This is a genomic window from Pantoea sp. X-Soil-TKNS-1211 (genome assembly GCF_059730495.1).
This window is the reverse complement of the sequence record NZ_AP035953.1, coordinates 2,860,395-2,882,440: the sequence shown is the minus strand read 5'-3', so window position 1 is coordinate 2,882,440 and position 22,046 is coordinate 2,860,395. Positions and strand designations below refer to the sequence as shown.

Genomic DNA, 22,046 nt, shown 5'->3' with positions numbered 1-22,046 from the left:
AACTGGTGTTTGAGTGAAAATTATTGCCTCCTTAGTTTTATATCGCCATAGCCAGGCCGATATCGAAAAAACGCTGAAATCGTTATCTTCCGAGCAAAGTATCGATAAGATTTGCATAGTCGATAATGGTGGTCATTGCAGCTGGCTGGAAGGTTTAACCCACCCTAAAATTGAAGTGATCAAGCTGGCGGTCAATCGTGGGTTTGGTAGCGGTCACAATGCGGTATTCCAAAAGTTCAACCAGGACTGCGACTACATTCTGGTATGTAATCCAGACATCTCGTTTACTACCGGGCAGGTTGATAAGCTCTATAGTTTCAGCATGCAGCGACAAACAGGGCTATCCATACCTAAAGTTGTCTATCCCGATGGCAGTTTGCAACACGGTTGTAAGCTGTTGCCTACACCATGGCAGCTTTTTGTTCGTCGCTTTGGTTCGTCACTTGCTGACAAAATGAATCAGGATTACGAACTGCGCCAGGCTGATTACAGCTGCTCTTTTTTTGCACCCTCATTGTCAGGTTGCTTTATGCTGATCAGTCGGCACGCCCTGCAAAAGACCGGTGGCTTCGATGAACGTTTTTTCCTCTATCTGGAAGATGTTGATCTCAGCCGTCGGGTCTGTACATCGGCATTGCCGGTTGAATATTACCCTGGTTCAACCGTGGTGCATGAATCGCAGCGACGCTCATATCGTGATATCAAGTTCCTGATGTACCATGTTTTTTCTGCTGTTCGCTACTTTAATAAGTGGGGATGGTTCCTGGATACTGACCGCGATGCGTTGAACACGCGTTGTTTATCAGAGCTTCCTCAGGCACGAAATGTTTGACAAGTCATCCTGATAATAAGAGGTTGTATGGACGATAAAATCTCATGATGGTCAAGATTGTACAAATTAAAACCTCATTTTTATCAGTGATTTGAAATTATCGATTCGTGTTTTTTGGGAGAGCACTTAGCATCATTGGTGATGTATGATGGTGCAGTCATTGATAATGTAATCGATACTTCCCTTAGATAAGGCCAAAGCTGTTAGAGCTTTTATATCCAGACAGGAGTAATAAATGTCCAAGCAACAAATCGGTGTTGTTGGTATGGCGGTAATGGGCCGTAACCTTGCGCTTAACATTGAGAGCCGCGGCTACACTGTATCTATCTTCAACCGTTCTCGCGAAAAGACTGACGAAGTCATTGCTGAGAATCAGGGCAAGAAACTCGCGCCTTACTACACCATTGAAGAGTTTGTTGACTCACTGGAAAAACCCCGTCGTATCCTGCTGATGGTACAGGCTGGTGAAGCGACTGATAAAACCATTGCTTCGCTGACCCCGCATCTGGATAAGGGCGATATCCTGATCGATGGTGGTAACACTTTCTACAAAGATACCATCCGTCGTAACAAAGAACTGTCTGATCAGGGCTTTAACTTTATCGGCACCGGTGTTTCAGGTGGTGAAGAGGGGGCACTGAAAGGCCCATCTATCATGCCTGGCGGCCAGAAAGAAGCGTATGAACTGGTTGCGCCGATTTTGGATAAAATTGCAGCACGTGCCGAAGATGGTGAAGCCTGTGTGACTTACATTGGTCCGGACGGTGCTGGTCACTACGTTAAAATGGTGCACAACGGCATTGAATACGGTGATATGCAGCTGATTGCAGAAGCCTATGCACTGTTGAAAGGCGCGCTGGGTCTGACCAACGAAGAATTGGCGAAAACCTTCACCGACTGGAACAACGGTGAGCTGAGCAGTTACCTGATCGACATCACCAAAGATATCTTCACCAAAAAAGATGAAGACGGTAAATACCTGGTTGATGTGATTCTGGATGAAGCGGCCAACAAAGGTACAGGTAAATGGACCAGCCAAAGCTCGCTGGACCTGGGTGAGCCGCTGTCGCTGATCACCGAGTCAGTCTTTGCTCGTTACCTCTCTTCTCTGAAAACACAGCGTGTCGCCGCTTCTAAAGTGCTTAGCGGTCCGCAGGCAAAAGCCTTCAGCGGTGATAAAGCCGAGTTTGTTGAGAAAGTGCGTCGCGCATTGTATCTGGGTAAAATCGTTTCTTACGCCCAGGGCTTTTCTCAGCTGCGTGCTGCTTCTGAGCAGTACAACTGGGATCTGCAGTACGGTGAGATTGCGAAGATCTTCCGTGCGGGTTGTATCATTCGTGCTCAGTTCCTGCAGAAGATCACCGATGCTTACGCTGAAAACGCGAACATTGCTAACCTGTTGCTGGCACCGTACTTCAAAAACATCGCTGATGAATATCAACAAGCGCTGCGTGATGTCGTGGCTTACGCTGTACAGAACGGTATCCCTACACCGACCTTCTCAGCAGCTATCGCTTACTACGACAGCTATCGTTCAGAAGTGCTGCCTGCGAACCTGATCCAGGCTCAGCGTGACTACTTCGGTGCGCACACTTATAAGCGTATCGATAAAGACGGTGTGTTCCACACCGAGTGGCTGGACTAATAGTCATAAGGCTTCCTGCGGGAAGCCTTAATTCTTTACCCTACCAGTAAATCACCTTCACGCCCGGCATTTTCACCTGCCAGCCTCACCACCAACATCCCTGCCGTCGCAAATTTCAGCAGATTACGTGCATATAAAATGCCGCCGAATTCGGCCAGCAGTGGTGTCACCTGATCCGTGATGGGATCAATAATCTCCGCGACTACCTCACCCGCTGCAATCTTCTCCCCAATCTTCCGACGATTGAGAATCAGCCCCGAATGCGGTGCAAAAATATACTCACAACCCGCCAACTCTGTTGCCGGATTGATCAGGGCAGGGGACTCGCCAATCTCACCCGCAATATAACCACCTTCAATCAGCGCATGAATAATCGCGTCTGCATCTTTCTCCGCCTGTTCTGGCGATACATCAGCCACACCGCGCAATTCGAGTGTCACGGGCAATAATCCACGTGGCATGGGAAATTCATCACCGTAACGTGCTGCCAGCGTTAGCCACGGCTCGCAGCAGGCTTCATCAAAGGGTTCGCCGCCGGAAATTTGTGCCAGCAGTTGCACTTCACTTCCCAGCCAGCGTGCCAGCGGTTCAATATCCGGCCATGCGTGAGGCGTGGTGTAAAGATGGGGGACGGCATCCCAGTCGCAATGCAGGTCAATCATCAAATCGGCCTGGCTTGCCATACGCATCAAGGTGAAACGTTGTGCATCCAGTTCATTTTTGGCAATTCTATCGCGGTAGTGGCGGTCGATGGCATCCCGAATCAGCCGTTTGTTTTCATACTCACTTTGCGTCAGTGAACCGGCTAATTCTGAGACTAACGTCTCCCCCAGAGCTGGGAAGCGACGGTTAAAGTCCTGTCCGGAAAGCGTATGAAATCGGCCCAGGTGGGTGCCATGCCAGTGCTGTCCCAATGCCAGCGGATTAGCCACCGGCACCAGCGTAAAGGAAGCCTTGAGCTGTCCGGCGGATTCCAACTCCAGCAACTTCTGTTTCAAATACCAGGCCACCGCCATGCCCGGCAGTTCATCACCATGTAAAGCAGCCTGAATATAGACACGTTTGTGTGTGTCGCCACCGCTGAAGTGAAAACTATAGATTTCACGCTGTGTACCCAGCGAAGCGCTCAAGAGAGGGTGATGTTGTTGTTGCATGGCGTTAATGATGTCCTGTTATCGGCCTCGCATGATCTCTATGCAGGCAATCGTGTTTCGAATGGCAATTATTATAGTGCGACTGAAAAGAAGGGCGGCTAATGCCGCCCCAGATTTACTGCTGAATGGAGATGTCTGTCGCGAAGTATTTTTTCTGGATCTTATCGAAGGTGCCGTTCTTTTTGATTTCAGCAAAGGCGTCATCCAGTGCAGTTTTCAGCTCAGCGTCACCCTTACGCAGGCCAATTGCCGTTCCCGGACCGATAATAGGGTCCTGTACAGTCGGTCCAGCCAGTTCAAAATCTTTACCTTGCGGTTGCTTCAGGAAGCCGATAGCGGCTTGTGCTGCATCGGTAAACACGGCATCAAGACGACCAGAAACCAGATCGCTTTCAACTTGTGCCTGGTCGCCATAAGGGACGACGTTGACACCATTAGGTTGCCATTTTGCACGCGCATAGCGTTCCTGCACTGTGCCTTGCTCGACACCGACAGTCTTGCCTTTCAGCGATTCAGCGGTTGGCAACAAGCCAGAACCTTTACGCGCGATGAGCTGAGTCTTGGTGTCGTAAAGCGGCACGGTGAAATCGATCTGCTTCAGACGTTCTTCAGTCACACCCATATCAGAAAGGATGGCATCAAATTTTCGTGCTTTCAGGGCCGGGATCATGCCGTCAAACTGACTTTCTACCCACACACACTTGGTTTTCATCTGTTCGCAAAGCGCATTGCCCAGATCGATATCAAAACCGACCAGCTTACCCTGCGGGGTTTTGGATTCAAAAGGAGGGTAGGTGGGATCGACGGCGAAACGAACCTGGTCAATTTTTGCCTGTGCGCCGAACGCGCAGCTTGCCAGCACAGCCATTGCCAGCGTCTGACGCAAACGGGCGGTAAAACGTGAACTTGCCATAAAACGGTCTTCTTTTTTCGTGATGTGGAATCACGCAGAGTACCGTCCAGAGAAAGTTATATCAATTACTGGATTATTTTCATCACGTTACCATTATGTATCGCTTTATAGTCCTCGGTATTCAATACCACTGATTTCTCCAACACCCCGGCATTAAACGCAATTTCGTCGTAGCGTTCAAACAGCAAGGGATCAACCACCAGCATTAAGTCGGTATGAAAGCTGAACGGCGGAATAGCGCCAAACACACAACCGGTGAGCACATCGACTTCTGCCGGGCTGGCGAGTGAGGCGCGGCGCCCCCCTGCGGCCTCCGCAACCTTACTCAGGTCTGCTTGTTGGTCAGCAGGGAGAACGGCCAGCACATGCTGCTTGATGCCATTCCCTTTAACATGACACACCAGCGCTTTCGCGCCCTGACCAACTTCAGTGCCGCGGATGGCGGCCACTGCTTCACACTTCCCGGTCGCTTCATGCACCATCAACTGGTAGCGGGCACCATGTTGATCGAGCAGGGCGAGCAGTTTTTCATGGGTGGTCATGGCTATCTCCGTGACGAGCGAGTTGAGTTAACAGCGTTTGCATCATATGGTGTTGGCGCGGTAACACGCCAACCTTTAGCCCTAATGGTTTAAATACGCGATTTAACGTCGTCAGAGTGATGCCCTCTTTATTCTGTTCAACGTCAGAGAGAGTGCGCCGACTGATGCCCGCCAAGGCTGCATAGCGTTCCTGAGAGAAACCAAGAACCTTTTTACGCAATTGCATCAGTAATTCTCCCTGCGTCATTTGCTCTTCGATAAATTTCTGCACCAGGTTGAGTAACATGGCTTCACGTTCGAATGGCGAAATGTTTGCTTTCATAGCTGCCACCCTGCAATACGTTGATCAAGAAAGTTAAAACCCATTCCCGGCATTTCCAGTATCGATTCGGGCACACCGCGTGCGGCCAACCGTGTTTTTAGTCCTCGCAACTTATCTGCCAGCGTTTTCATTGCTTGCAGTAATTCTTCCTGAGGGATAAATTCGTCAAGCTGCATGGCAATCAAGTGCCATTGAAAATTCCCTCCCTCTTCATAAGGTGATCCCCATTGGGTAGTACGGACTACACCTTCCGGATCAGCCTTCATCGGTGCAAAATCATATACTGGCGCCAGCCACATACCCTCAGGCTTTTTGATTATCGCGCTGTTACGGCCATGATTATCCGAATTGCCAAAAACAATATTGAGCATGTCACGTTGCACCCATTCGATAACCAGTCGCTTACGTTCGGCACCAGTGAGTTTCAGCTTATCAAACAATGCGCGAATCACGTTAAAGTGGTTGAGATAACTGCCAGGCGGTTTTTGCATAATTGAATAGACAGACTCAAGGCCAAATAGCACCTTGGTCCCTGCAACAAAGTCCACATCAAAGCGTGGAAGCCACAAAGAGGGATAGCGTTCACCTTCGCATAGCAGCATTTTATCGGTGCTGATGGTGTCTATACCAAGGGAATGTATCTCATGGTAGAAATGATATTCAGCCCGCAGAATATCGCAATCTATCGCACTGCGAGAACCACGCGGATATTTCACCAGATAATGCGTATCCTGCGTGTGTAAATCATCTTGCCAGGTATCAATCCACACTTCGCTATTTTCTGTACGCCGCAATAGCAGTTTCGGTGCTTCACCACCAGCCCCGGTTGCACCACCGCTGGCCGCTCCCATTTGTTGAGCGTATTCGAGAAAATCAGTATCTCGCTCAATTGCCCATTCAGCAGGGAAGCGACGAGTTTTGAGCTGGCTTCCCTCTGGGAGTGGAGATAACGATTCTTTCACTCTCAGATTGCCGACAGGCGCAATCGTGCCTGCTTTTAGTAAGTCATAGTCCTGCTCTGCGGGAGACGTTGATTGCAGACCCAGTTGTGCAACCCAGTAACGTCGGCTGGCACCTGCTGGCATGATATCGTCAAGAAAACTAAACCAGGGCTGGGAAAAGTGGCTGCCAATCAGCATCACTGCGGCATTCAGACTGCAACTGGCGAGATCATCTCGGTCGAGATACTGCGTAGCGTAGTTAAAATCATAAGCGAGCAATGCTGCGCTCTCACGACCTTTACGCGGCGTTTTCACATCCAGTATGGCAGCATCCTGCCAGCGACCATCGATGTGTATTTGAATAGTTAACATGCCGAGTCTCAATTGAGCAGTATAGTGCTCAATTTTAGTCAGCTTTATTATTTTTGAGAAGTATGCTGCTCAATTTTATTCATCATTGATGATTTTGAGCAGCATACTGCACAGTCGCTTACTTATGACGTGCGCGCAGGTTGTTGATAATAGTGCTCAGATCAAGATCCTGATCCTGCAACAGTACCAACAGGTGATAGATCAAATCCGAGGCTTCGTTGGTCAGCTCATGGCGGTCATTGACGGTCGCAGCCAGTGCAGTCTCTACGCCTTCTTCACCGACTTTCTGCGCGATACGCTTGGTGCCACTGGCATACAGATTCGCGGTATAGGAACTGGCCGGGTCTGCATTCTTGCGTTCAGCCAGCAGTTGCTCCAGTTGATACAGGAAAGTCCAGTCCGGTGCTGCCGGAGAGAAACAGCTGGAAGTACCGAGATGGCAGGTGGGGCCAATCGGGTTCGCCAACACCAGCAGCGTATCGTTGTCGCAATCTGGCGTAATGCTCACGACTTGCAGGAAATGACCAGAGGTTTCGCCTTTGGTCCACAGACGATTTTTGGTGCGTGAGAAAAAGGTGACGTTGCCCTCCGCAAGGGTTTTCTGCAACGCTTCCTCGTTCATATAACCGTGCATCAGCACTTCGCCAGAGACGTTGTGCTGGACGATAACGGGCATCATGCCCGCGGTTTTGACCCAATCCAGACGGGTCAGTTGTTCTGCAGTTAACACGCGCGAATCTCCACACCGTTGTCAATCAGGAAGCTTTTCAGCTCGCCGATATTAATAATCTGTTTGTGAAACACCGACGCCGCCAGCGCGCCATCGACATTAGCTTGTTCAAAGGCTTCGAGGAAGTGTGCCATGGTGCCGGCACCGCCGGAAGCAATCAACGGCACCTTACAGACATCACGAACTTTCTTCAGCTGCACCAAGTCATAGCCGTTACGTACGCCGTCCTGGTTCATCATATTAAGCACGATCTCGCCTGCACCCAGCTTCTGCACTTCCTGCACCCAGTCCAGCGTTTCCCATTGGGTGACGCGGGTGCGGGATTCATCGCCGGTGTACTGATTCACGTGATATTTACCGGTCGCTTCATCAAACCAGGTATCGATTCCCACCACAATACATTGCACACCGAAGCGGTCAGCCAGACGGGTAATCAGCGAGGGATCGGCCAGTGCAGGTGAGTTGATGGAGATTTTATCGGCACCGAATTCCAGAATGCGTGCGGCATCCGCTTCACTCTTGATACCACCCGCCACACAGAAGGGAATATCAATCACTTCTGCCACGCGCGATACCCAACTTTTATCCACCACACGGCCATCAGACGAGGCGGTGATATCGTAGAACACCAGTTCATCGGCCCCTTCCTGCGCATAACGTTGCGCCAGTGGCACGATGTCGCCGATGATTTCGTGATTGCGGAACTGCACCCCTTTCACCACCTGCCCGTCACGCACATCGAGACAGGGAATTATCCGTTTTGCCAGCATGCAATGGCCTCCGAAACCGTAAATTTATCTTCCAGCAGTGCGCGACCGACAATCACACCCTGGGCACCGCTACCGCGCAGGGCGGCGATATCGTCCAGCGAACCAATGCCGCCGGATGACTGAAACGCGATATCCGGGAACGCATCAGACACTTCCTGATACAGGGCGACATTGGAACCGCTCAGCGTGCCATCACGCGAGATATCGGTGCACAGCACATGCTTCAGACCAACCGGCTGATACCAGCCAATCACCTCTTCCAGCGTCACGCCTGCCGCTTCCTGCCAGCCGCTGATCGCCACTTCTTTGCGATTGTCGGCATCAATACGCACATCCAGCGCCAGCACGATGGCATCCGCGCCAAACTCGCGGAACCAGCTTTTTACCTCTTCCGGTTGCTTCACAGCAGTGGAACCCACCACCACGCGGCTGGCACCTGCCGCCAGCAGCGCCGCGACATCTTCACGATTACGGATACCGCCACCCACTTGCACCGGTACGCTGACGCCGCGCAGCAAGGTTTGCAGCAAGGGGATCTGACGTTTAGCCGGATCTTTTGCGCCGGTCAAATCCACCAGATGCAGTACCTGTGCTCCCTGGCGTTCATAATCCTGTAAACGTGGCAGCGGATCGCTGCCATAGTCACGCTGCTGGCCATAATCGCCCTGATGCAGACGCACCACTTTGCCATCGATTAAATCTAAAGCGGGAATAATCATTACATCTCCAGGAAATTTTTCAGCAGTTGCGCACCCGCTTTACCGGAACGCTCCGGGTGGAACTGCACGCCGAAGAAGTTATCTTTTTGCAATGCGGCAGTGAACGGCAAGCCGTACTCGCACTGAGCGATGGTATTGGCGTTGACCGGCATAGCGTAGCTGTGCACGAAGTAGAAATAGCTGCCGTCGTCGATACCGCGAAACAGGTGGTTTCCGGCCTGCGAGGTGATCTGATTCCAGCCCATATGCGGCAGAGGTAAACCTTTGGTATCCATCAGGGTTACCGGTTCATCGAGTATACCGAGAGTGGTGATGCCGCCATTTTCATCGCTGCCGCGTCCCAGCAACTGCATACCGAGGCAAATGCCCAGCACCGGCTGCGTACAGGCTTTTACCAGCTCGATCAGATCGCGTTCCTGTAGCTGGTTCATGGCCGCCTGAGCGGTGCCGACACCAGGCAGAAACAGTTTATCTGCGCGCAGTACCACATCAGGGTCACGACTGACTTCCGGGGTATAACCGAGGCGCTCAACCGCCCACTTTACCGACGACAGGTTGGCGCAGCCGGTGTCGAGAATCACCACGTTCATCACAGCACTCCTTTCGAGCTCGGCAGGGTGTTACCGTCCACGCGAATCGCCTGGCGCAGGGTGCGGCCAAAGGCTTTGAACAGGCTTTCCACGCGATGGTGATCGTTGCGACCTTTCGTTTTCAGATGCAAGGTACTCATCATGGCGTAGGAGAGTGAGCTAAAGAAGTGCTCGACCATCTCCGTGCTGAGATCGCCGACACGCTGATAGCTGAACTCGGCTTTGTATTCGAGGTGAGGACGGCCCGAAATATCCAGCGCACAACGTGCCAGACATTCGTCCATCGGCAGCACAAAGCCGAAACGACCAATGCCACGTTTGTCACCCAACGCCTTTAACAGGGCTTCACCCAGCGCCAGTCCGGTATCTTCTACCGTGTGATGATCGTCGATATACAGGTCGCCTTTCACATCAATATTCATGCGTAAGCCACCGTGTACCGCAATCTGGTCCAGCATATGGTCAAAGAAGCCGACGCCAGTGTTGATCTTGCTGCCGCCTTCACGATCCAGCCACACTTCAACTTTAATCTGCGTCTCTTTGGTGTTGCGATTAACCAGTGCATAGCGATCGCGCTTGGTCAGACGTTGCTGGATGGCGTTCCAGTCCTCGCCTTCCGCTCCGTAGCGCAGGCCCTGAATACCCATATTTTGCGCCAGTTGGATATCGGTGTGACGATCACCGATCACATAGCTGTTAGCCACATCCAGCGCGCCTTCTGACAGCCAGGCTTCAACCATTTTGGTTTTAGGCTTACGGCAATCGCAGTTGTCTTCCGGTTTGTGTGGGCAGATCAGAATGTCACTGAAACGGATGCCCTGCGACGTCAGGATCTGCATCATCAGGTCGTGCGGCCCGTCAAAATCGGCCTGCGGGAAGCTGTCGGTGCCGAGACCATCCTGATTGGTGATCATCACCAGCTGGTAACCGGCGCTTTGCAGCGCCAGCAGGGCAGGGATCACGTTTGGCTCGAAGGCCAGCTTGTCCATGCGATCCACCTGAAAATCCACCGGGGGTTCAGAGATGATGGTGCCGTCGCGGTCGATAAAAAGGGTCTTCTGACTCATGCTTGCTCCACAGGTAAGGCTTGCAGCGCGGCGATCAAGCGCTCGCACTCTTCACGGGTGCCAATAGAGATGCGCAGACATCCCGCCAGGCCGGGGTTTTTATTCTGGTCACGCAGGATAATGCCTTCATCCCACAGGGTTTTAAACACTTTCGGTGAATCGGTGAAGCGCGCCAGAATATAGTTGGTCTCGCTCGGGAAGACCGCTTCCACACAAGCGATCTGCGGCAGCTGTTCCAGTAGCCAGCTACGGTTGGCATTTAGTTGCAGCGCGTGCTCACGCATCAGCGCCAGTCCCTGATCGCTCAGCGCCTGGGCCGCCACATCGGCCACCGGAGTGGCGAGCGGGTAAGGCGCAATCACTTTCAGCAGCAGATCGATCACGGGTTTATTCGCCAGCGTAAAGCCGCAGCGCAGGCCCGCCAGTGCAAAGGCTTTAGACAGGGTACGCAGGATCACCAGATGTGGATAATCTTTCAACCAGCCTGCCAGTGTCGCTTGCGGGCAAAATTCGATATAGGCTTCATCCGCCACCACCAACGCTTTACCGGCAGTCATCTCCAGCAAGGCGCGGATATCATCCGGGTTGATCAGGTTTCCGGTTGGGTTGTTCGGGCTGCACATATACACCACTTTCACCCCGTCCAGCTGATCCGCAATGGCGGGCAGATTCAGTTGCCAGTTGTCCAGGGCTGACACGGTGCGATATTCAATGCCGATGGTTTCGGCGCTGACGCTGTACATGCCATAAGTTGGCGGGCAGAACAGAATCGCGTCTTTGCCAGGCTCGCAGAAAGCGCGCATCACCAGTTCAATACCTTCATCCGCGCCACGGCTTACCAGTACCTGCTCCGGGCTGACACCGGCATAACCGGCGTAACGTTCGATCACCAACTTCGGCTGACATTCCGGGTAACGGTTCAGGGTTTGCTGTGAAAGCTCAAACGGCACCGGCAGCGGGAATTCGTTGGCGTTCAACCACACATCACCATTCCCCCCCAGACGACGGGCAGACTGATACGGCGTCAGCGCACGCACATTGGCGCGGGCCAAATCTTCAACATTCAGGCTCATGCTTGCTCCTTCAGGGCCGCAACACGCAGGGTAACGGCATTTTTGTGGGCTTCCAGCTGTTCAGCGGCGGCCAGGATTTCGATAGTGGCCGCGAGGTTAAGGAAACCCTGTGGCGTCAATTCCTGCACGGTCATGCGCTTCTGAAAATCGGCCAGACCAAGGCTGGAGCAGGTTGCCGTGTAGCCGTAGGTCGGCAGCACGTGGTTGGTGCCGGAGGCATAATCACCGGCTGATTCTGGCGACCAGTCACCGAGGAACACCGAACCGGCGCTGCTGATACTATCCACCAGATCGCGCGGGGTACGGGTTTGGATTATCAGGTGCTCAGGGCCATATTGGTTAGAGATGGCTATGCACTGTGCCAAATCGCGTGCCACAATCAGGCGGCTGCTTTCCAACGCCTGGCGTGCCGTCGCCGCACGCGGTAATTGTGCCAATTGCTCCTCAACGGCGGCTGCGACCCCGTTTGCCAGTTCCAGCGAGGGTGTCAGCAGAATCACCTGAGAATCCGGGCCGTGCTCCGCCTGGGACAGCAAATCCGATGCCACGAAGGCTGGCGTTGCCCCTTCATCGGCAATCACCAACACTTCAGACGGACCGGCAGGCATATCAATCGCTGCGCCATCGAGACGTTGGCTGACCTGGCGTTTGGCCTCGGTGACATACGCGTTGCCCGGGCCAAAAATCTTGTCCACTTTCGGCACGGTGTCCGTACCGAAGGCCAGCGCAGCAATCGCCTGCGCGCCACCCACCTGGAACACTTCCTGCACGCCACACAGCTGCGCAGCATAGAGGATTTCATCAGCAATCGGCGGCGGCGAGCACAGTACCACACGACCACAACCGGCGATGCGTGCCGGGGTTGCCAACATTAATACGGTGGAGAACAGCGGTGCAGAACCGCCTGGAATATACAGGCCAACCGATTGCACCGGGCGCGTAATCTGTTGGCAGCGCACGCCGGGCTGGGTCTCCACATCCACCGTCCCCAAAATCTGCGCGTTGTGGAAGGTTTCGATATTGCCCACGGCGACGGCCATGGCTTGCTTAAGCGTATCACTCAGGCGGCCGCTGGCGGCTTGCATCTGCTCGGCGGTCACACGCAGGTTTTCCACCTGCGCTTTATCAAAACGCGCGCTGAATTCACGCAGCGCCGCGTCACCGTTTTCTTTTACTTGTGCCAGCACATCACGCACCACCTGGCTGATGCTGTCGGAGGCGGAAATCGCCGGACGCATCAGTAACGCCTGTTGCTGCTCGGTGCTGCATTGCTGCCAGTCAATCGGGGTCATCAGGGTGCTCATTTGGTCACTCCAGCATTTTTTCAATCGGCAGCACCAGAATTGAGCTGGCACCCAGGGCTTTCAGTTTTTCCATCGTTTCCCAGAACAGCGTCTCGCTGCTTACCATGTGCATCGCCACACGGCTCACTTCACCGGCCAGTGGCAGGACGGTCGGACGCTCCGCACCCGGCAGCAGGGCAATCACTTCTTCCAGACGCTCGCTCGGCGCGTGCAGCATGATGTATTTGGACTCACGCGCTTTGATGACACCCTGAATACGCGTCATCAGTTTGTCGACCAGCTCTTGTTTGGCACCGGACAGCTCGCCGTCACGTTGGATCAATACCGCTTTGGAGCGATAGATCACTTCAACTTCGCGCAGGCCATTGGCCTCCAGTGTGGCACCGGTGGACACCAGGTCACAGATGGCGTCGGCCAGACCGGCACGCGGTGCGACTTCCACTGAGCCATTCAGCAGACAGGATTTGAAAGCAACACCTTGTTTATCGAGGTACTTTTTCAGCAGGTGAGGGTAAGAGGTAGCGATACGGGATTTATCAAGGCATTGTGGGCCGGTGTATTCGGCATCAACCGGCATCGCCAGCGACAGACGGCAACCACCAAAATCGAGGCGACGCAGGGTGAAGTAACGCGGGTCTTCGCCCTGGGCACGGCGTGTCAGCAGTTCTTCTTCCAGCACGTTTTCGCCCACGATGCCAAGATCCACCACGCCATCCATCACCAGGCCAGGAATATCGTCATCGCGTACCCGCAGGATGTCGATCGGCATGTTTTCCGCAAACGCAATCAGACGCTGCTGCTGAAGGTTGATTTTGATGCCACAGCGGGCCAGCAGTTCGCGTGATTCATCACTTAAACGGCCAGATTTCTGCATAGCTATGCGTAAACGGGTGTTATCTAACATGATTCCTGTCCTCTTATTCATTCCTGTCTGAACTCAGTTGGGTTGCGTTAGCCCATAAAAAAACCCCCGGAAGATGATCTTCCGGGGGCTTTCTTTGCGCTCGCACCACTGGAAGATCCTAAACGTCTTCCAGCACACATCGCCTGAAAGACTAGTCAGGATGATGGTGATGATGGTGGTTGAACTGAACGCGTGTCATAAAAAATTCCGTTGCTGAATGGGTATTCATTTGCGTGCTGATTAACCTAGCGAAGATAGCGCCCTGTGGCAAGCCTTTTTTAATGTCAGTTTCCAGAATCTCCCGCAACAGTTAGCGCTGGTTTGACACCTGCGACAGCACTAAAATGAAGTGTCTTTGAGTAGCGAAGCCAGGAGTCGATATGAAAAAGGTCGCGATTGTAGGGCTGGGATGGCTGGGCATGCCGCTGGCGATGGCGCTGGCAGCACGCGGCTGGCAGGTGAAGGGTAGCAAAACCTCTCCAGACGGTGTGGATGCGGCACGTCGCTGTGGCATCGAAGCATGCCAGCTGGTGCTGACACCTGAGTTGGAGTGTGAGGCTGAGGATCTGGAGGCGCTGATGTCGGTAGACGCGTTGGTGGTGACCTTACCTGCCAGTCGAACGGTGCAGGGCGGTGAAGATTATATGCAGGCGGTACAAAACGTGGTGGATACCGCGCTGGCTTTTAAAGTGCCGCGGATCATTTTCACCAGTTCGACCTCGGTGTATGGTTCTGGCCCGGGGGTGATGAAGGAACATAGCCCGTTACGACCAGAAACTGTGGCGGGTAACACGCTGGTGGCGCTGGAAAACTGGCTACACGATTTACCGGGAACATCGGTAGATATCGTTCGTCTTGCCGGGCTGGTGGGGCCAAATCGGCATCCGGGGCGATTTCTCGCCGGAAAAACCGACTTACGCGATGGTGCCCACGTGGTCAATCTGGTGCACCTGGATGATGTGGTGGATGCCATTGTGCTGTTGTTGCAGACACCGAAAGGTGGGCATATTTACAACTTGTGTGCGCCGAAGCATCCGACGCGAAGTGAGTTTTACCCCACTGTGGCACGTCAGCTAGGCCTGATACCGCCGACATTTGTGGCCGAGACCCAGGGGAATGTCGGAAAAAGCATCGACGGCAGGGCAATTTGCGATGAGCTCGGTTTCGAATATAGCTGGAGTGACCCCATGACGATGCCTTTGGGTTAAGTCACTTTATTTCACGGTCTTCCTTGACGTGTCGCCGCCGATTTTTCAGCGTGTGACACGTGAACATATTTTCATGAGTTGTTATTTTTATTTTTAATAATATATCTCGGTCTTTGCTTAACCTCGACATAAATTCTTCCGATGTACTCACCTAGTACCCCAATACCAATTAACTGAACGCCACCAAGAAACAAAATCGACACGAGGATGGAGGGATAACCCGCCACAGGGTTGCCCCAAACCAGTTTGTCAATAATCATCCATATGCCATAAAGGAATGATAATCCGGCGACGAAGAAGCCAATATATGTCCACATACGTAAAGGGAAAGTGGAGAACGAGGTAATCCCTTCAAGCGCTAGATTCCATAGCTTCCAGCCATTAAACTTTGTCACACCGGCAATCCGCTCGGCACGGGTATATTCCACGACTGCAGTTCGACCACCGACCCATGAAAGAATGCCCTTCATGAACAAATTCTTCTCAGACAGCAGTTTTATATTATCAACGATTTCACGAGACATAAGGCGGAAATCACCCACATTCTCTTCAATCTTCGGCTTGCTAATCATGTTGTGCAATTTATAAAAGTATTCAGCACTTTTGCGCTTCAGGTGGCTATCGGACGAACGATCAACACGTTTTGCCAGAACGACGTTAGCCCCTTCTTGCCACTTTGCGATGAGACGAGGTATGACATCGATCGGATCCTGGAGATCCACATCGATAGGAATAACCACGTCACCCGTTGATGATTCAAGTCCGGCAAATAATGCAGGTTCTTTACCAAAGTTACGTGTAAAGCAGATATGTTTAACGAGGGGGTCGGTCTTTTCAATTTGCTGAAGTAACGTCTCGGTATTGTCGGTGCTGCCATCATTGACAAAGATTATTTCAACATCATCATGGCCAAATCCCTGAAAATTGCGGATGGCATGGTAAAAAACTGGCAGTGCTTCCTCTTCGTTAAGAACAGGAACAACAAGAGATATTTTCATTTATGTTCTCTGAAAATAATATATTTAGAATAGATAAATCCACATACCAGACTTGTTGCGGAGAAGACGACTAGCGTCACCACCGGGTTAATTTTCATTCTGTCAGCATATGAACCTATCATCACGGCGACCATTCCCATGAAGAACACATACATGATGTAGCGAATGGTGGTCGCATTTGAGCCGAACGTCCATTTGGCATTAGCGAAAAATGAGAAGGTTACAGCAACGAGAAATGCAATGAAGTTGGACAAAGATTGCTGGAGACCCCGTTCGACGCAGATGGCGAAGGTGATCCAGTGGATTAACGTGTTGATCACACCTACCGATGTGTATCTTGCAAAGAGTTTCAGCATGGCAATGTTCTGTAGCAAGTGAGGTGCAGATCTTTACACTTGCCTGGAACTGAAGCAAGGGGTTGTTAATGCAGGTTATCATTTCACCAAGGTGCATGGGGTCACTTGAGGCTGAGGGAGCTCCCGCTCCCTTTTTTACACTCCCAATCTGTCCTTTTAACGTATCCCAGGCCGCACCCATCGCCGTCAGGGGGATTTTAAAACGTCTGCCGCCCGGAAAGGGCAGGGGAGGCAATCTGGCGAAGGCATCAAACGTTCCGCCTGGCCACGCAGTACTTCCGCAATCATCTTGACCTGACATCGCCGACATTCGTTGCCGATCCCCTGGGAAATGTCGGAAAAATCATCGACGGCAGTGCGATGTGTGATGGGCTGGGTTTTGAGTATGGCTGGAGTAACTCAATGGCTATCCCTTTGGGTTAAGTCACTTTTTTTCACTGCCCTTACCTGCCTTTCACCGCCGAATCTTCAGTATGTGGTATGAGAAACATCTGCTTTCTCCTGGAGCCTGATCTAACGCAATCTTAACCTTTCCTTTTCGTTTCCTTTTAATTGTAAAGTCAGTATCATTCCTGACACAAAAAAGTATCAGACATTGCCTAAGAATGGTTTGTCAGGTTTGGGGATCACATATGCAACAGGTCTCAAAAAATAAGGCTGGCCCGGCGAAAAATATTGTTATCGCTGGCGGTGGCTTTTTCGGCTTATATCTGGCGGAACAGCTGGCGTTAAAGGGGTGTCAGGTCACTATTTTTGAGAAAAGCCAACAGCTAATGTCACGCGCGTCATATGTTAATCAGGCGCGTGTGCACAATGGCTATCATTACCCTCGAAGTATTCTTACCGCTTTACGATCGCGCCTCTCTTTTCCGCGTTTCGTTAATGAATTTCGTGACTGTATAGATGATGATTTTGCTAAGTATTACCTGGTTGCCGGGTCACTAAGCAAAGTCACTGGCGATCAATTCCTGCGTTTCTGCCAGCGAATTGGTGCTGAATGTGACGAAGCGCCAGCTTCAGTCAAACGTCTGATGAACCCGACGCTGATTGATTCCGTGTTCACCACTCGCGAATATGCATTTGATTCCCACAAGCTGCGCGACCTCATGATTGAACGACTGTCAGCGGCTAATGTACGCATCGTCACCGACGCGGTGGTGGAGAAAGTTCGGGAATATGGCGAAGGACTGGAGGTTTTTACCTCTATCTCCGGGCAACCGGAGACAGTTTATGCCGATCATGTGTTTAACTGCACTTATTCACGCATCAACTATCTGCTGAATGGTTCAGGGCTGGCATTGATTCCGTTACGTCATGAGATGACAGAAATGTGTCTGGTCGACGTTCCTGACGAATTCAAAAAAATGGGGCTGACATTAATGTGCGGTCCATTTTTCTCGGTCATGCCGTTTCCTTCGGCACAGCTGCATTCGTTCAGCCACGTTCGCTACACGCCACATAACCAGTGGAGTGATGTGGCCAGTAAATCTTATGAAGACTCCCACATAAAATATGATCAGAGCCCGCGTCAGTCGGCATGGGGTCATATGCTGCGGGATGCACAACGATATGTTCCCGGTTTAAGCGAATGTCAGTATCAGCGCTCAATCTGGGAGGTGAAAACAATTTTACCCCGCAGCGACAGCGACGATTCGCGCCCGATTCTTTTCCGTGCCAACCATGGTTTAAGAGGATTGCATTGCGTGATGGGTGGCAAGATTGACAATATTTATGATGCGTTGCATGAAATTGAGCGCCTGATAGAGCTGAATTAATAATGATAAAAAGTGAATCGTTTGTCTCTGTGGTCATTGTGATCCAGAACCATCTGGAAAACATCTACGAGCCATTATCCAAACTTGGCACGCTGTTAGATGAGAACTATAGCGATTATGAATTAGTTGTTATCGCCCCAGGATTAAACACGACACATGCTGAAGTTGAAGACCGCATACTGAAACATATTCCCTGTGTGCGTATTATTCAGCTCTCCAGCGCGGTGTTTTACGATGTTGCGCTGGCGGCAGGCTTAGAAAGTGCCATCGGGGACTTTGTTGTGTTGTGGAACCCATTGTCCGATCCGATACATGTCGTGCCGGAAATCGTGAATCAATGCCGGAGTGGTACTGATGTGGTGGTTGGGGTGTCGAGCCATGTGCGCACACTGCGCTACCGCATTATCCGCCGTTTGATGAATATTGCACTGCGCACTATCGATTATGATATTCCTCGTAATGCTACCGGTCTACGTTGCTTAAGCCGTCGGGCAGTCAATGCCGTGACGCGAATTGGCCGTTTTCACCATCAGTTTTACCTGCGCATTCAAAAAACAGGCTACCCAGCGGGCGAGTTGAAATATACCCCGTTTAGAGAGTCTGAAGGTGCTAATGTGGTGGAATCTCTGCGACGTTTATTACGCTTGATGGTGTTTAACTCTTCTCGCCCGTTACGCTGGATGTCAGTGTTGGGGATGTGCGGGAGCATCGCAGGTTTCATTTTTGCCTGTTATAGTGTGTTCATTCATCTGCTTAGCGGTAATGTGGCTGAAGGATGGACAACCACTATATTGTTCATGAGCTCATTGTTTATCGTTCAGTTTGTGATGATGGCCTTTTTTGGCGAATATTTAGGCCGATTACTGGACGAGAGTAGCGCCCAGGCTGAGTATGCGGTGGTTTATGAGCGTAATAGCGAAATTATGGTGAATACCAACCGGGTAAATGTCATGGATACATCGCTGGCGCCGGAACCCAATAACGTACAGACTGGCCGCGACAATTAATTTACTCAGAGGGTAACATGGACGCACTAATTGGATTTTCTGGCTTTGTTGGCACCACGCTGTTGAAGCAGCGCAAGTTCGATTCGCTCTATCGTTCGACAAACATTGATGAAATTGTTGGACAGACTTTCGATACGGTCGTGTGTGCAGGTGCTCCGGCGCAAAAATGGCTGGCGAATAAAGATCCTGCCGACGATTTGCGGAAAATCGAAGCACTGATCGAAAAATTAAAAACAGTGACCTGCCGCCAGTTTATTTTGATCAGCACCGTGGACGTATTTAAAGAACCGGTAAATGTCGATGAAGCAACCCCGATCGATACGGCAGGGTTACACGCGTATGGTTTACACCGCTACTATCTTGAGCAGTTTGTCAGCCAGCACTTCCCGGATGCACTGATTGTGCGCCTGCCTGGACTGGTTGGTCCTGGTCTGAAAAAAAATATCATTTATGATTTTTTGCATGAGAATAACGTCGCGCAAATTGAAAGTCGCGGTGTGTTCCAGTTCTATCCCATGATCAACCTGTGGTATGACATCGAGATTGCCTTGCAGCACAAACTCAAGTTGTTGCATTTGACTGCGGCACCGGTAAGTGTGGCCGATGTGGCAAAATACGGTTTTGGCTTCGAATTTACTAATCACGTGCAGGACAAGCCGGGCAATTACAGTATGAAAAGCCGTTATAGCCACCTGTTCACCAGCGATGCAGATTATCAATACAATCGCCGTGAATCACTGATGGCTGTTCGTGCCTATGCACAATCTGAAAACGTCGGGAATGCGGGATGAGAATTTCGATCTCAAATATCGCCTGGGACCCTGCCGATGACGAGGCTGTATGTCGCTTGTTACACCGCTGGCAAGTGGATGCTATCGATATTGCGCCGGGCAAATATTTTCCCGATCCATTGCAGGCCAGCGATAACGATATCGCCGTAGTACGTCAGCGCTGGGAACAGCAGGGGATTACACTGGCAGGTATGCAATCGCTGCTTTTCGGTACCCAGGGGCTGAATCTGTTTGCTGACACCGCTGTTCAGGCAAAGATGCTGAACCATTTGCAGTCTGTCAGCCGCATTGCAGCCGGACTGGGTATTCCGGCTCTGGTTTTTGGCTCCCCCAAAAATCGCGATCGCCAGGGTTTAAGCGACGAAGCCACCGGTGACATCGCCAGCGATTTCTTCCGTCGCCTGGGGGATATCTGTCAGCGTGAAGGCGTGGTTATTTGCCTGGAGCCGAATCCTGAATGCTATGGCGCTAATTTCATGACCGGAACGGCTGAAGCCGCAGCCATGGTGCGTCAGGTTAATCATCCTGGAATAAAAATGCAGCTGGATACCGGCGCTATTGCGATCAACCAGGAAAGCATTAGCGAGATCATGCAGCGAGATGCTGACATCATCGGTCATATTCATCTGAGCGAGGCAAACCTTATTCCACTCGGTCGTAGCGCGGTGGATCATGCTGCCGTTGCCGCAGCGATAAATCATGCTCTGCCACAGCGGGTTGCTACCATTGAAATGCTGATGACACAGAACGAATCCCCCTTGTCTGCTATTGATGAAGCCTTAGAGTTTGTGACCCGGCACTATCGTGACTCAGCAGGAGCTGCGGTATGAAGTGGCTGATCCTTATTTTTGGAATCGCATCCAATGCTTCCGCAAGCGTGCTGATAAAGATGGCGATGACACCGCCACGTAAGTTGCCGAGCCTGGCTGAGCCTCTGGCCGTATTGTCTAACTGGCCATTGTGGCTGGGTATTTTTCTTTATGGTATGGCTTTCCTTCTTTATGCCGCCGCACTGGCCTTCCTGCCATTAAATGTTGCTCACCCGGTGCTGACCTCAGGTGCTATTGCTTGTGTGGCGCTACTCTCGGTATTAGTGTTTCGTGAGCCTATTTACTGGTCAACCATTGCCGGGATTTTTATGGTGATGGCGGGCGTCGCCTTGATTACTCTAAAAGTTAAGTAAGCAGAAAATATTATGACTGAATCAATACCTCAAAACCTTCGTGCCGGTTGGGAAGTTCCTGCCTTTGAGCGCCAGATGTGGCAGGGCAAAACACATGATTATTGTGTAGTAATTCCGGTAATCAATGAAGGTGAACGTATTCGTAATCTGCTGGCCCGTATGGCGGCGATTAATGTCGCTACCTACGCGGACATTATTATTGTTGATGGTGGCAGTCGCGATGGTTCTCTGGAGCTGGAAGCGCTGAAACAGTTGCAGGTCAGCGGATTATTATTAAAAACCGGGCCGGGCAAACTCAGTTCACAATTGCGCTGTGGTTATGCGTTTGCGCTGGATCAGGGATATGAGGGCATTGTCACTATTGATGGTAACGATAAAGACGATCCCGATGCCATCCCGCAGTTTATTGCGGCATTGAAAGACGGTGTGGATTTTGTGCAGGCATCACGTTTTGTCAAAGGCGGCGTGGCTGAAAATACCCCTGCTTCACGCGACTTCGCAATCCGTTTTATTCATGCGCCGATGCTCAGTGTATTTTCAGGTTTTAAATGGACGGATACGACTCAGGGATTCCGGGCTTACAGCCGTAAAATGTTGCTGGACGCGCGTATTGCACCCTTCCGCGATATTTTTTCGACTTATGAACTTCTTGCTTATCTTTCTTACCGCGCACCAAAGCTGGGTTTTCGTTGCCTTGAGATCGCGACAGTGCGCCGTTATCCGAAAGGTGAGGTGCCTACCAAAATAAGCGCTATCCGAGGCAATTGGTCAGTATTGTCAATTCTGTTTGCTGCCTGCTTTGGTAAGTATAACTGAAGATTGATTTTGCTATAACCAAGACCAGGATGGC

At 51.4% G+C, this 22,046-nt stretch carries 25 protein-coding genes, 1 pseudogene and 1 other annotated feature; of the genes and pseudogenes, 9 read left to right on the top strand and 17 right to left on the bottom strand.

Annotated elements, in window-relative coordinates; all coding sequences use genetic code 11:
• Nucleotides 1-13: 13 nt before the first annotated feature.
• Nucleotides 14-832, top strand: a complete 819-nt coding sequence (locus AC6I8W_RS13735) for a glycosyltransferase (RefSeq protein ID WP_497835460.1) — start codon at nt 14-16, stop codon at nt 830-832.
• Nucleotides 833-1,067: 235 nt separating this feature from the next.
• The gene (gnd, locus tag AC6I8W_RS13730) at nt 1,068-2,477 is read left to right on the top strand and encodes an NADP-dependent phosphogluconate dehydrogenase (protein WP_497835459.1); all 1,410 of its coding nucleotides are present in this window, start codon (nt 1,068-1,070) and stop codon (nt 2,475-2,477) included.
• A 35-nt stretch (nt 2,478-2,512) separates the two neighbouring features.
• On the opposite strand, the gene AC6I8W_RS13725 is transcribed toward gnd, so the two are convergent.
• The 14 genes from AC6I8W_RS13725 to hisL form a co-directional block, all read right to left on the bottom strand.
• Nucleotides 2,513-3,631, bottom strand: coding sequence for a succinylglutamate desuccinylase/aspartoacylase family protein (locus AC6I8W_RS13725; protein WP_497835458.1), 1,119 nt, complete (start codon nt 3,629-3,631; stop codon nt 2,513-2,515).
• Nucleotides 3,632-3,746: 115 nt separating this feature from the next.
• Nucleotides 3,747-4,544, bottom strand: coding sequence for an ABC transporter substrate-binding protein (locus AC6I8W_RS13720; RefSeq protein WP_497835457.1), 798 nt, complete (start codon nt 4,542-4,544; stop codon nt 3,747-3,749).
• A gap of 65 nt (nt 4,545-4,609) precedes the next feature.
• Nucleotides 4,610-5,086: a YbaK/prolyl-tRNA synthetase associated domain-containing protein gene (locus tag AC6I8W_RS13715; protein ID WP_497835456.1), complete on the bottom strand. Its 477-nt coding sequence runs from the start codon at nt 5,084-5,086 to the stop codon at nt 4,610-4,612.
• Nucleotides 5,073-5,408: a helix-turn-helix domain-containing protein gene (locus tag AC6I8W_RS13710; RefSeq protein WP_497835455.1), complete on the bottom strand. Its 336-nt coding sequence runs from the start codon at nt 5,406-5,408 to the stop codon at nt 5,073-5,075. Before AC6I8W_RS13710 ends, AC6I8W_RS13715 begins: the two co-directional genes overlap by 14 nt.
• Nucleotides 5,405-6,721: a type II toxin-antitoxin system HipA family toxin gene (locus tag AC6I8W_RS13705; protein WP_497835454.1), complete on the bottom strand. Its 1,317-nt coding sequence runs from the start codon at nt 6,719-6,721 to the stop codon at nt 5,405-5,407. Before AC6I8W_RS13705 ends, AC6I8W_RS13710 begins: the two co-directional genes overlap by 4 nt.
• Nucleotides 6,722-6,839: 118 nt before the next feature.
• Nucleotides 6,840-7,451, bottom strand: a complete 612-nt coding sequence (gene hisIE, locus AC6I8W_RS13700) for a bifunctional phosphoribosyl-AMP cyclohydrolase/phosphoribosyl-ATP diphosphatase HisIE (protein ID WP_497835453.1) — start codon at nt 7,449-7,451, stop codon at nt 6,840-6,842.
• Nucleotides 7,445-8,221: an imidazole glycerol phosphate synthase subunit HisF gene (gene hisF / locus AC6I8W_RS13695; RefSeq protein ID WP_021185951.1), complete on the bottom strand. Its 777-nt coding sequence runs from the start codon at nt 8,219-8,221 to the stop codon at nt 7,445-7,447. Before hisF ends, hisIE begins: the two co-directional genes overlap by 7 nt.
• Entirely contained in the window at nt 8,203-8,940 is a 738-nt protein-coding gene (gene hisA, locus AC6I8W_RS13690; protein WP_208724006.1) for a 1-(5-phosphoribosyl)-5-[(5-phosphoribosylamino)methylideneamino]imidazole-4-carboxamide isomerase, read from the bottom strand. Before hisA ends, hisF begins: the two co-directional genes overlap by 19 nt.
• Nucleotides 8,940-9,530, bottom strand: a complete 591-nt coding sequence (gene hisH, locus AC6I8W_RS13685) for an imidazole glycerol phosphate synthase subunit HisH (protein WP_013509721.1) — start codon at nt 9,528-9,530, stop codon at nt 8,940-8,942. The genes hisA and hisH overlap by 1 nt, the downstream gene beginning before the upstream one ends.
• On the bottom strand, nt 9,530-10,597 hold the full coding sequence (gene hisB, locus AC6I8W_RS13680) for a bifunctional histidinol-phosphatase/imidazoleglycerol-phosphate dehydratase HisB (protein ID WP_497835452.1): 1,068 nt from the start codon (nt 10,595-10,597) through the stop codon (nt 9,530-9,532). Before hisB ends, hisH begins: the two co-directional genes overlap by 1 nt.
• Entirely contained in the window at nt 10,594-11,670 is a 1,077-nt protein-coding gene (gene hisC / locus AC6I8W_RS13675; protein WP_497835451.1) for a histidinol-phosphate transaminase, read from the bottom strand. Before hisC ends, hisB begins: the two co-directional genes overlap by 4 nt.
• Entirely contained in the window at nt 11,667-12,974 is a 1,308-nt protein-coding gene (gene hisD, locus AC6I8W_RS13670; RefSeq protein WP_497835450.1) for a histidinol dehydrogenase, read from the bottom strand. The genes hisC and hisD overlap by 4 nt, the downstream gene beginning before the upstream one ends.
• A gap of 4 nt (nt 12,975-12,978) precedes the next feature.
• A complete protein-coding gene (gene hisG / locus AC6I8W_RS13665; protein ID WP_013509717.1) occupies nt 12,979-13,878 on the bottom strand; it encodes an ATP phosphoribosyltransferase in 900 nt (299 codons plus the stop codon).
• A 54-nt stretch (nt 13,879-13,932) separates the two neighbouring features.
• Nucleotides 13,933-14,054, bottom strand: a sequence feature (His leader region).
• Nucleotides 14,030-14,077 (bottom strand): his operon leader peptide, encoded by a 48-nt coding sequence (hisL, locus tag AC6I8W_RS13660; RefSeq protein ID WP_100396937.1) that lies wholly within the window; start codon nt 14,075-14,077, stop codon nt 14,030-14,032. It overlaps the preceding feature by 25 nt.
• Nucleotides 14,078-14,258: 181 nt before the next feature.
• Between hisL and AC6I8W_RS13655 the strand changes: the two genes are divergently transcribed.
• Nucleotides 14,259-15,086 (top strand): SDR family oxidoreductase, encoded by an 828-nt coding sequence (locus AC6I8W_RS13655; RefSeq protein ID WP_497835449.1) that lies wholly within the window; start codon nt 14,259-14,261, stop codon nt 15,084-15,086.
• A 71-nt stretch (nt 15,087-15,157) separates the two neighbouring features.
• Here AC6I8W_RS13655 and AC6I8W_RS13650 read toward each other — a convergent pair whose 3' ends face one another.
• From AC6I8W_RS13650 to AC6I8W_RS13640, 3 genes and pseudogenes are all read right to left on the bottom strand, one after another.
• Nucleotides 15,158-16,084, bottom strand: coding sequence for a glycosyltransferase family 2 protein (locus AC6I8W_RS13650; protein WP_497835448.1), 927 nt, complete (start codon nt 16,082-16,084; stop codon nt 15,158-15,160).
• Nucleotides 16,081-16,440: a GtrA family protein gene (locus AC6I8W_RS13645; protein ID WP_167379248.1), complete on the bottom strand. Its 360-nt coding sequence runs from the start codon at nt 16,438-16,440 to the stop codon at nt 16,081-16,083. The genes AC6I8W_RS13650 and AC6I8W_RS13645 overlap by 4 nt, the downstream gene beginning before the upstream one ends.
• A 142-nt stretch (nt 16,441-16,582) precedes the next feature.
• Nucleotides 16,583-16,731: pseudogene (locus tag AC6I8W_RS13640) on the bottom strand (FAD-binding oxidoreductase); the annotation flags it as partial.
• 314 nt (nt 16,732-17,045) lie between these two features.
• Here AC6I8W_RS13640 and AC6I8W_RS13635 point away from each other — a divergent pair.
• Genes AC6I8W_RS13635 through AC6I8W_RS13610 form a run of 6 tightly spaced genes read left to right on the top strand, consistent with a single transcriptional unit; the run spans nt 17,046 to nt 22,012 of the window.
• Entirely contained in the window at nt 17,046-18,215 is a 1,170-nt protein-coding gene (locus AC6I8W_RS13635) for an NAD(P)/FAD-dependent oxidoreductase (RefSeq protein WP_497835447.1), read from the top strand.
• A 2-nt stretch (nt 18,216-18,217) separates the two neighbouring features.
• Nucleotides 18,218-19,222, top strand: a complete 1,005-nt coding sequence (locus tag AC6I8W_RS13630) for a glycosyltransferase family protein (RefSeq protein ID WP_497835446.1) — start codon at nt 18,218-18,220, stop codon at nt 19,220-19,222.
• 17 nt (nt 19,223-19,239) lie between these two features.
• The gene (locus AC6I8W_RS13625; protein ID WP_497835445.1) at nt 19,240-20,013 is read left to right on the top strand and encodes an NAD-dependent epimerase/dehydratase family protein; all 774 of its coding nucleotides are present in this window, start codon (nt 19,240-19,242) and stop codon (nt 20,011-20,013) included.
• Nucleotides 20,010-20,843 carry a sugar phosphate isomerase/epimerase family protein gene (locus AC6I8W_RS13620; RefSeq protein WP_497835444.1) on the top strand — a complete coding sequence of 278 codons (834 nt, stop codon included), beginning with the start codon at nt 20,010-20,012 and terminating at the stop codon, nt 20,841-20,843. The genes AC6I8W_RS13625 and AC6I8W_RS13620 overlap by 4 nt, the downstream gene beginning before the upstream one ends.
• Entirely contained in the window at nt 20,840-21,196 is a 357-nt protein-coding gene (locus tag AC6I8W_RS13615; RefSeq protein WP_299449309.1) for an EamA family transporter, read from the top strand. Before AC6I8W_RS13620 ends, AC6I8W_RS13615 begins: the two co-directional genes overlap by 4 nt.
• Before the next feature lie 12 nt (nt 21,197-21,208).
• Nucleotides 21,209-22,012, top strand: coding sequence for a glycosyltransferase family 2 protein (locus AC6I8W_RS13610; protein ID WP_497835443.1), 804 nt, complete (start codon nt 21,209-21,211; stop codon nt 22,010-22,012).
• Nucleotides 22,013-22,046 lie beyond the last annotated feature (34 nt).

Excerpts from the sequence above, each read along its gene's own strand:
- hisH (WP_013509721.1), bottom strand. The coding sequence starts at position 9,530 with ATGAACGTGGTGATTCTCGACACCGGCTGCGCCAACCTGTCGTCGGTA.
- AC6I8W_RS13725 (WP_497835458.1), bottom strand. The coding sequence starts at position 3,631 with ATGCAACAACAACATCACCCTCTCTTGAGCGCTTCGCTGGGTACACAG.
- hisF (WP_021185951.1), bottom strand. The coding sequence starts at position 8,221 with ATGCTGGCAAAACGGATAATTCCCTGTCTCGATGTGCGTGACGGGCAG.
- hisD (WP_497835450.1), bottom strand. The coding sequence starts at position 12,974 with ATGAGCACCCTGATGACCCCGATTGACTGGCAGCAATGCAGCACCGAG.
- hisC (WP_497835451.1), bottom strand. The coding sequence starts at position 11,670 with ATGAGCCTGAATGTTGAAGATTTGGCCCGCGCCAATGTGCGTGCGCTG.
- AC6I8W_RS13635 (WP_497835447.1), top strand. The coding sequence starts at position 17,046 with ATGGTTTGTCAGGTTTGGGGATCACATATGCAACAGGTCTCAAAAAAT.
- AC6I8W_RS13720 (WP_497835457.1), bottom strand. The coding sequence starts at position 4,544 with ATGGCAAGTTCACGTTTTACCGCCCGTTTGCGTCAGACGCTGGCAATG.
- AC6I8W_RS13715 (WP_497835456.1), bottom strand. The coding sequence starts at position 5,086 with ATGACCACCCATGAAAAACTGCTCGCCCTGCTCGATCAACATGGTGCC.
- AC6I8W_RS13710 (WP_497835455.1), bottom strand. The coding sequence starts at position 5,408 with ATGAAAGCAAACATTTCGCCATTCGAACGTGAAGCCATGTTACTCAAC.
- AC6I8W_RS13655 (WP_497835449.1), top strand. The coding sequence starts at position 14,259 with ATGAAAAAGGTCGCGATTGTAGGGCTGGGATGGCTGGGCATGCCGCTG.
- AC6I8W_RS13705 (WP_497835454.1), bottom strand. The coding sequence starts at position 6,721 with ATGTTAACTATTCAAATACACATCGATGGTCGCTGGCAGGATGCTGCC.
- AC6I8W_RS13630 (WP_497835446.1), top strand. The coding sequence starts at position 18,218 with ATGATAAAAAGTGAATCGTTTGTCTCTGTGGTCATTGTGATCCAGAAC.
- AC6I8W_RS13620 (WP_497835444.1), top strand. The coding sequence starts at position 20,010 with ATGAGAATTTCGATCTCAAATATCGCCTGGGACCCTGCCGATGACGAG.
- hisB (WP_497835452.1), bottom strand. The coding sequence starts at position 10,597 with ATGAGTCAGAAGACCCTTTTTATCGACCGCGACGGCACCATCATCTCT.
- gnd (WP_497835459.1), top strand. The coding sequence starts at position 1,068 with ATGTCCAAGCAACAAATCGGTGTTGTTGGTATGGCGGTAATGGGCCGT.
- hisA (WP_208724006.1), bottom strand. The coding sequence starts at position 8,940 with ATGATTATTCCCGCTTTAGATTTAATCGATGGCAAAGTGGTGCGTCTG.
- AC6I8W_RS13650 (WP_497835448.1), bottom strand. The coding sequence starts at position 16,084 with ATGAAAATATCTCTTGTTGTTCCTGTTCTTAACGAAGAGGAAGCACTG.
- AC6I8W_RS13645 (WP_167379248.1), bottom strand. The coding sequence starts at position 16,440 with ATGCTGAAACTCTTTGCAAGATACACATCGGTAGGTGTGATCAACACG.
- hisG (WP_013509717.1), bottom strand. The coding sequence starts at position 13,878 with ATGTTAGATAACACCCGTTTACGCATAGCTATGCAGAAATCTGGCCGT.
- AC6I8W_RS13610 (WP_497835443.1), top strand. The coding sequence starts at position 21,209 with ATGACTGAATCAATACCTCAAAACCTTCGTGCCGGTTGGGAAGTTCCT.
- AC6I8W_RS13625 (WP_497835445.1), top strand. The coding sequence starts at position 19,240 with ATGGACGCACTAATTGGATTTTCTGGCTTTGTTGGCACCACGCTGTTG.
- AC6I8W_RS13615 (WP_299449309.1), top strand. The coding sequence starts at position 20,840 with ATGAAGTGGCTGATCCTTATTTTTGGAATCGCATCCAATGCTTCCGCA.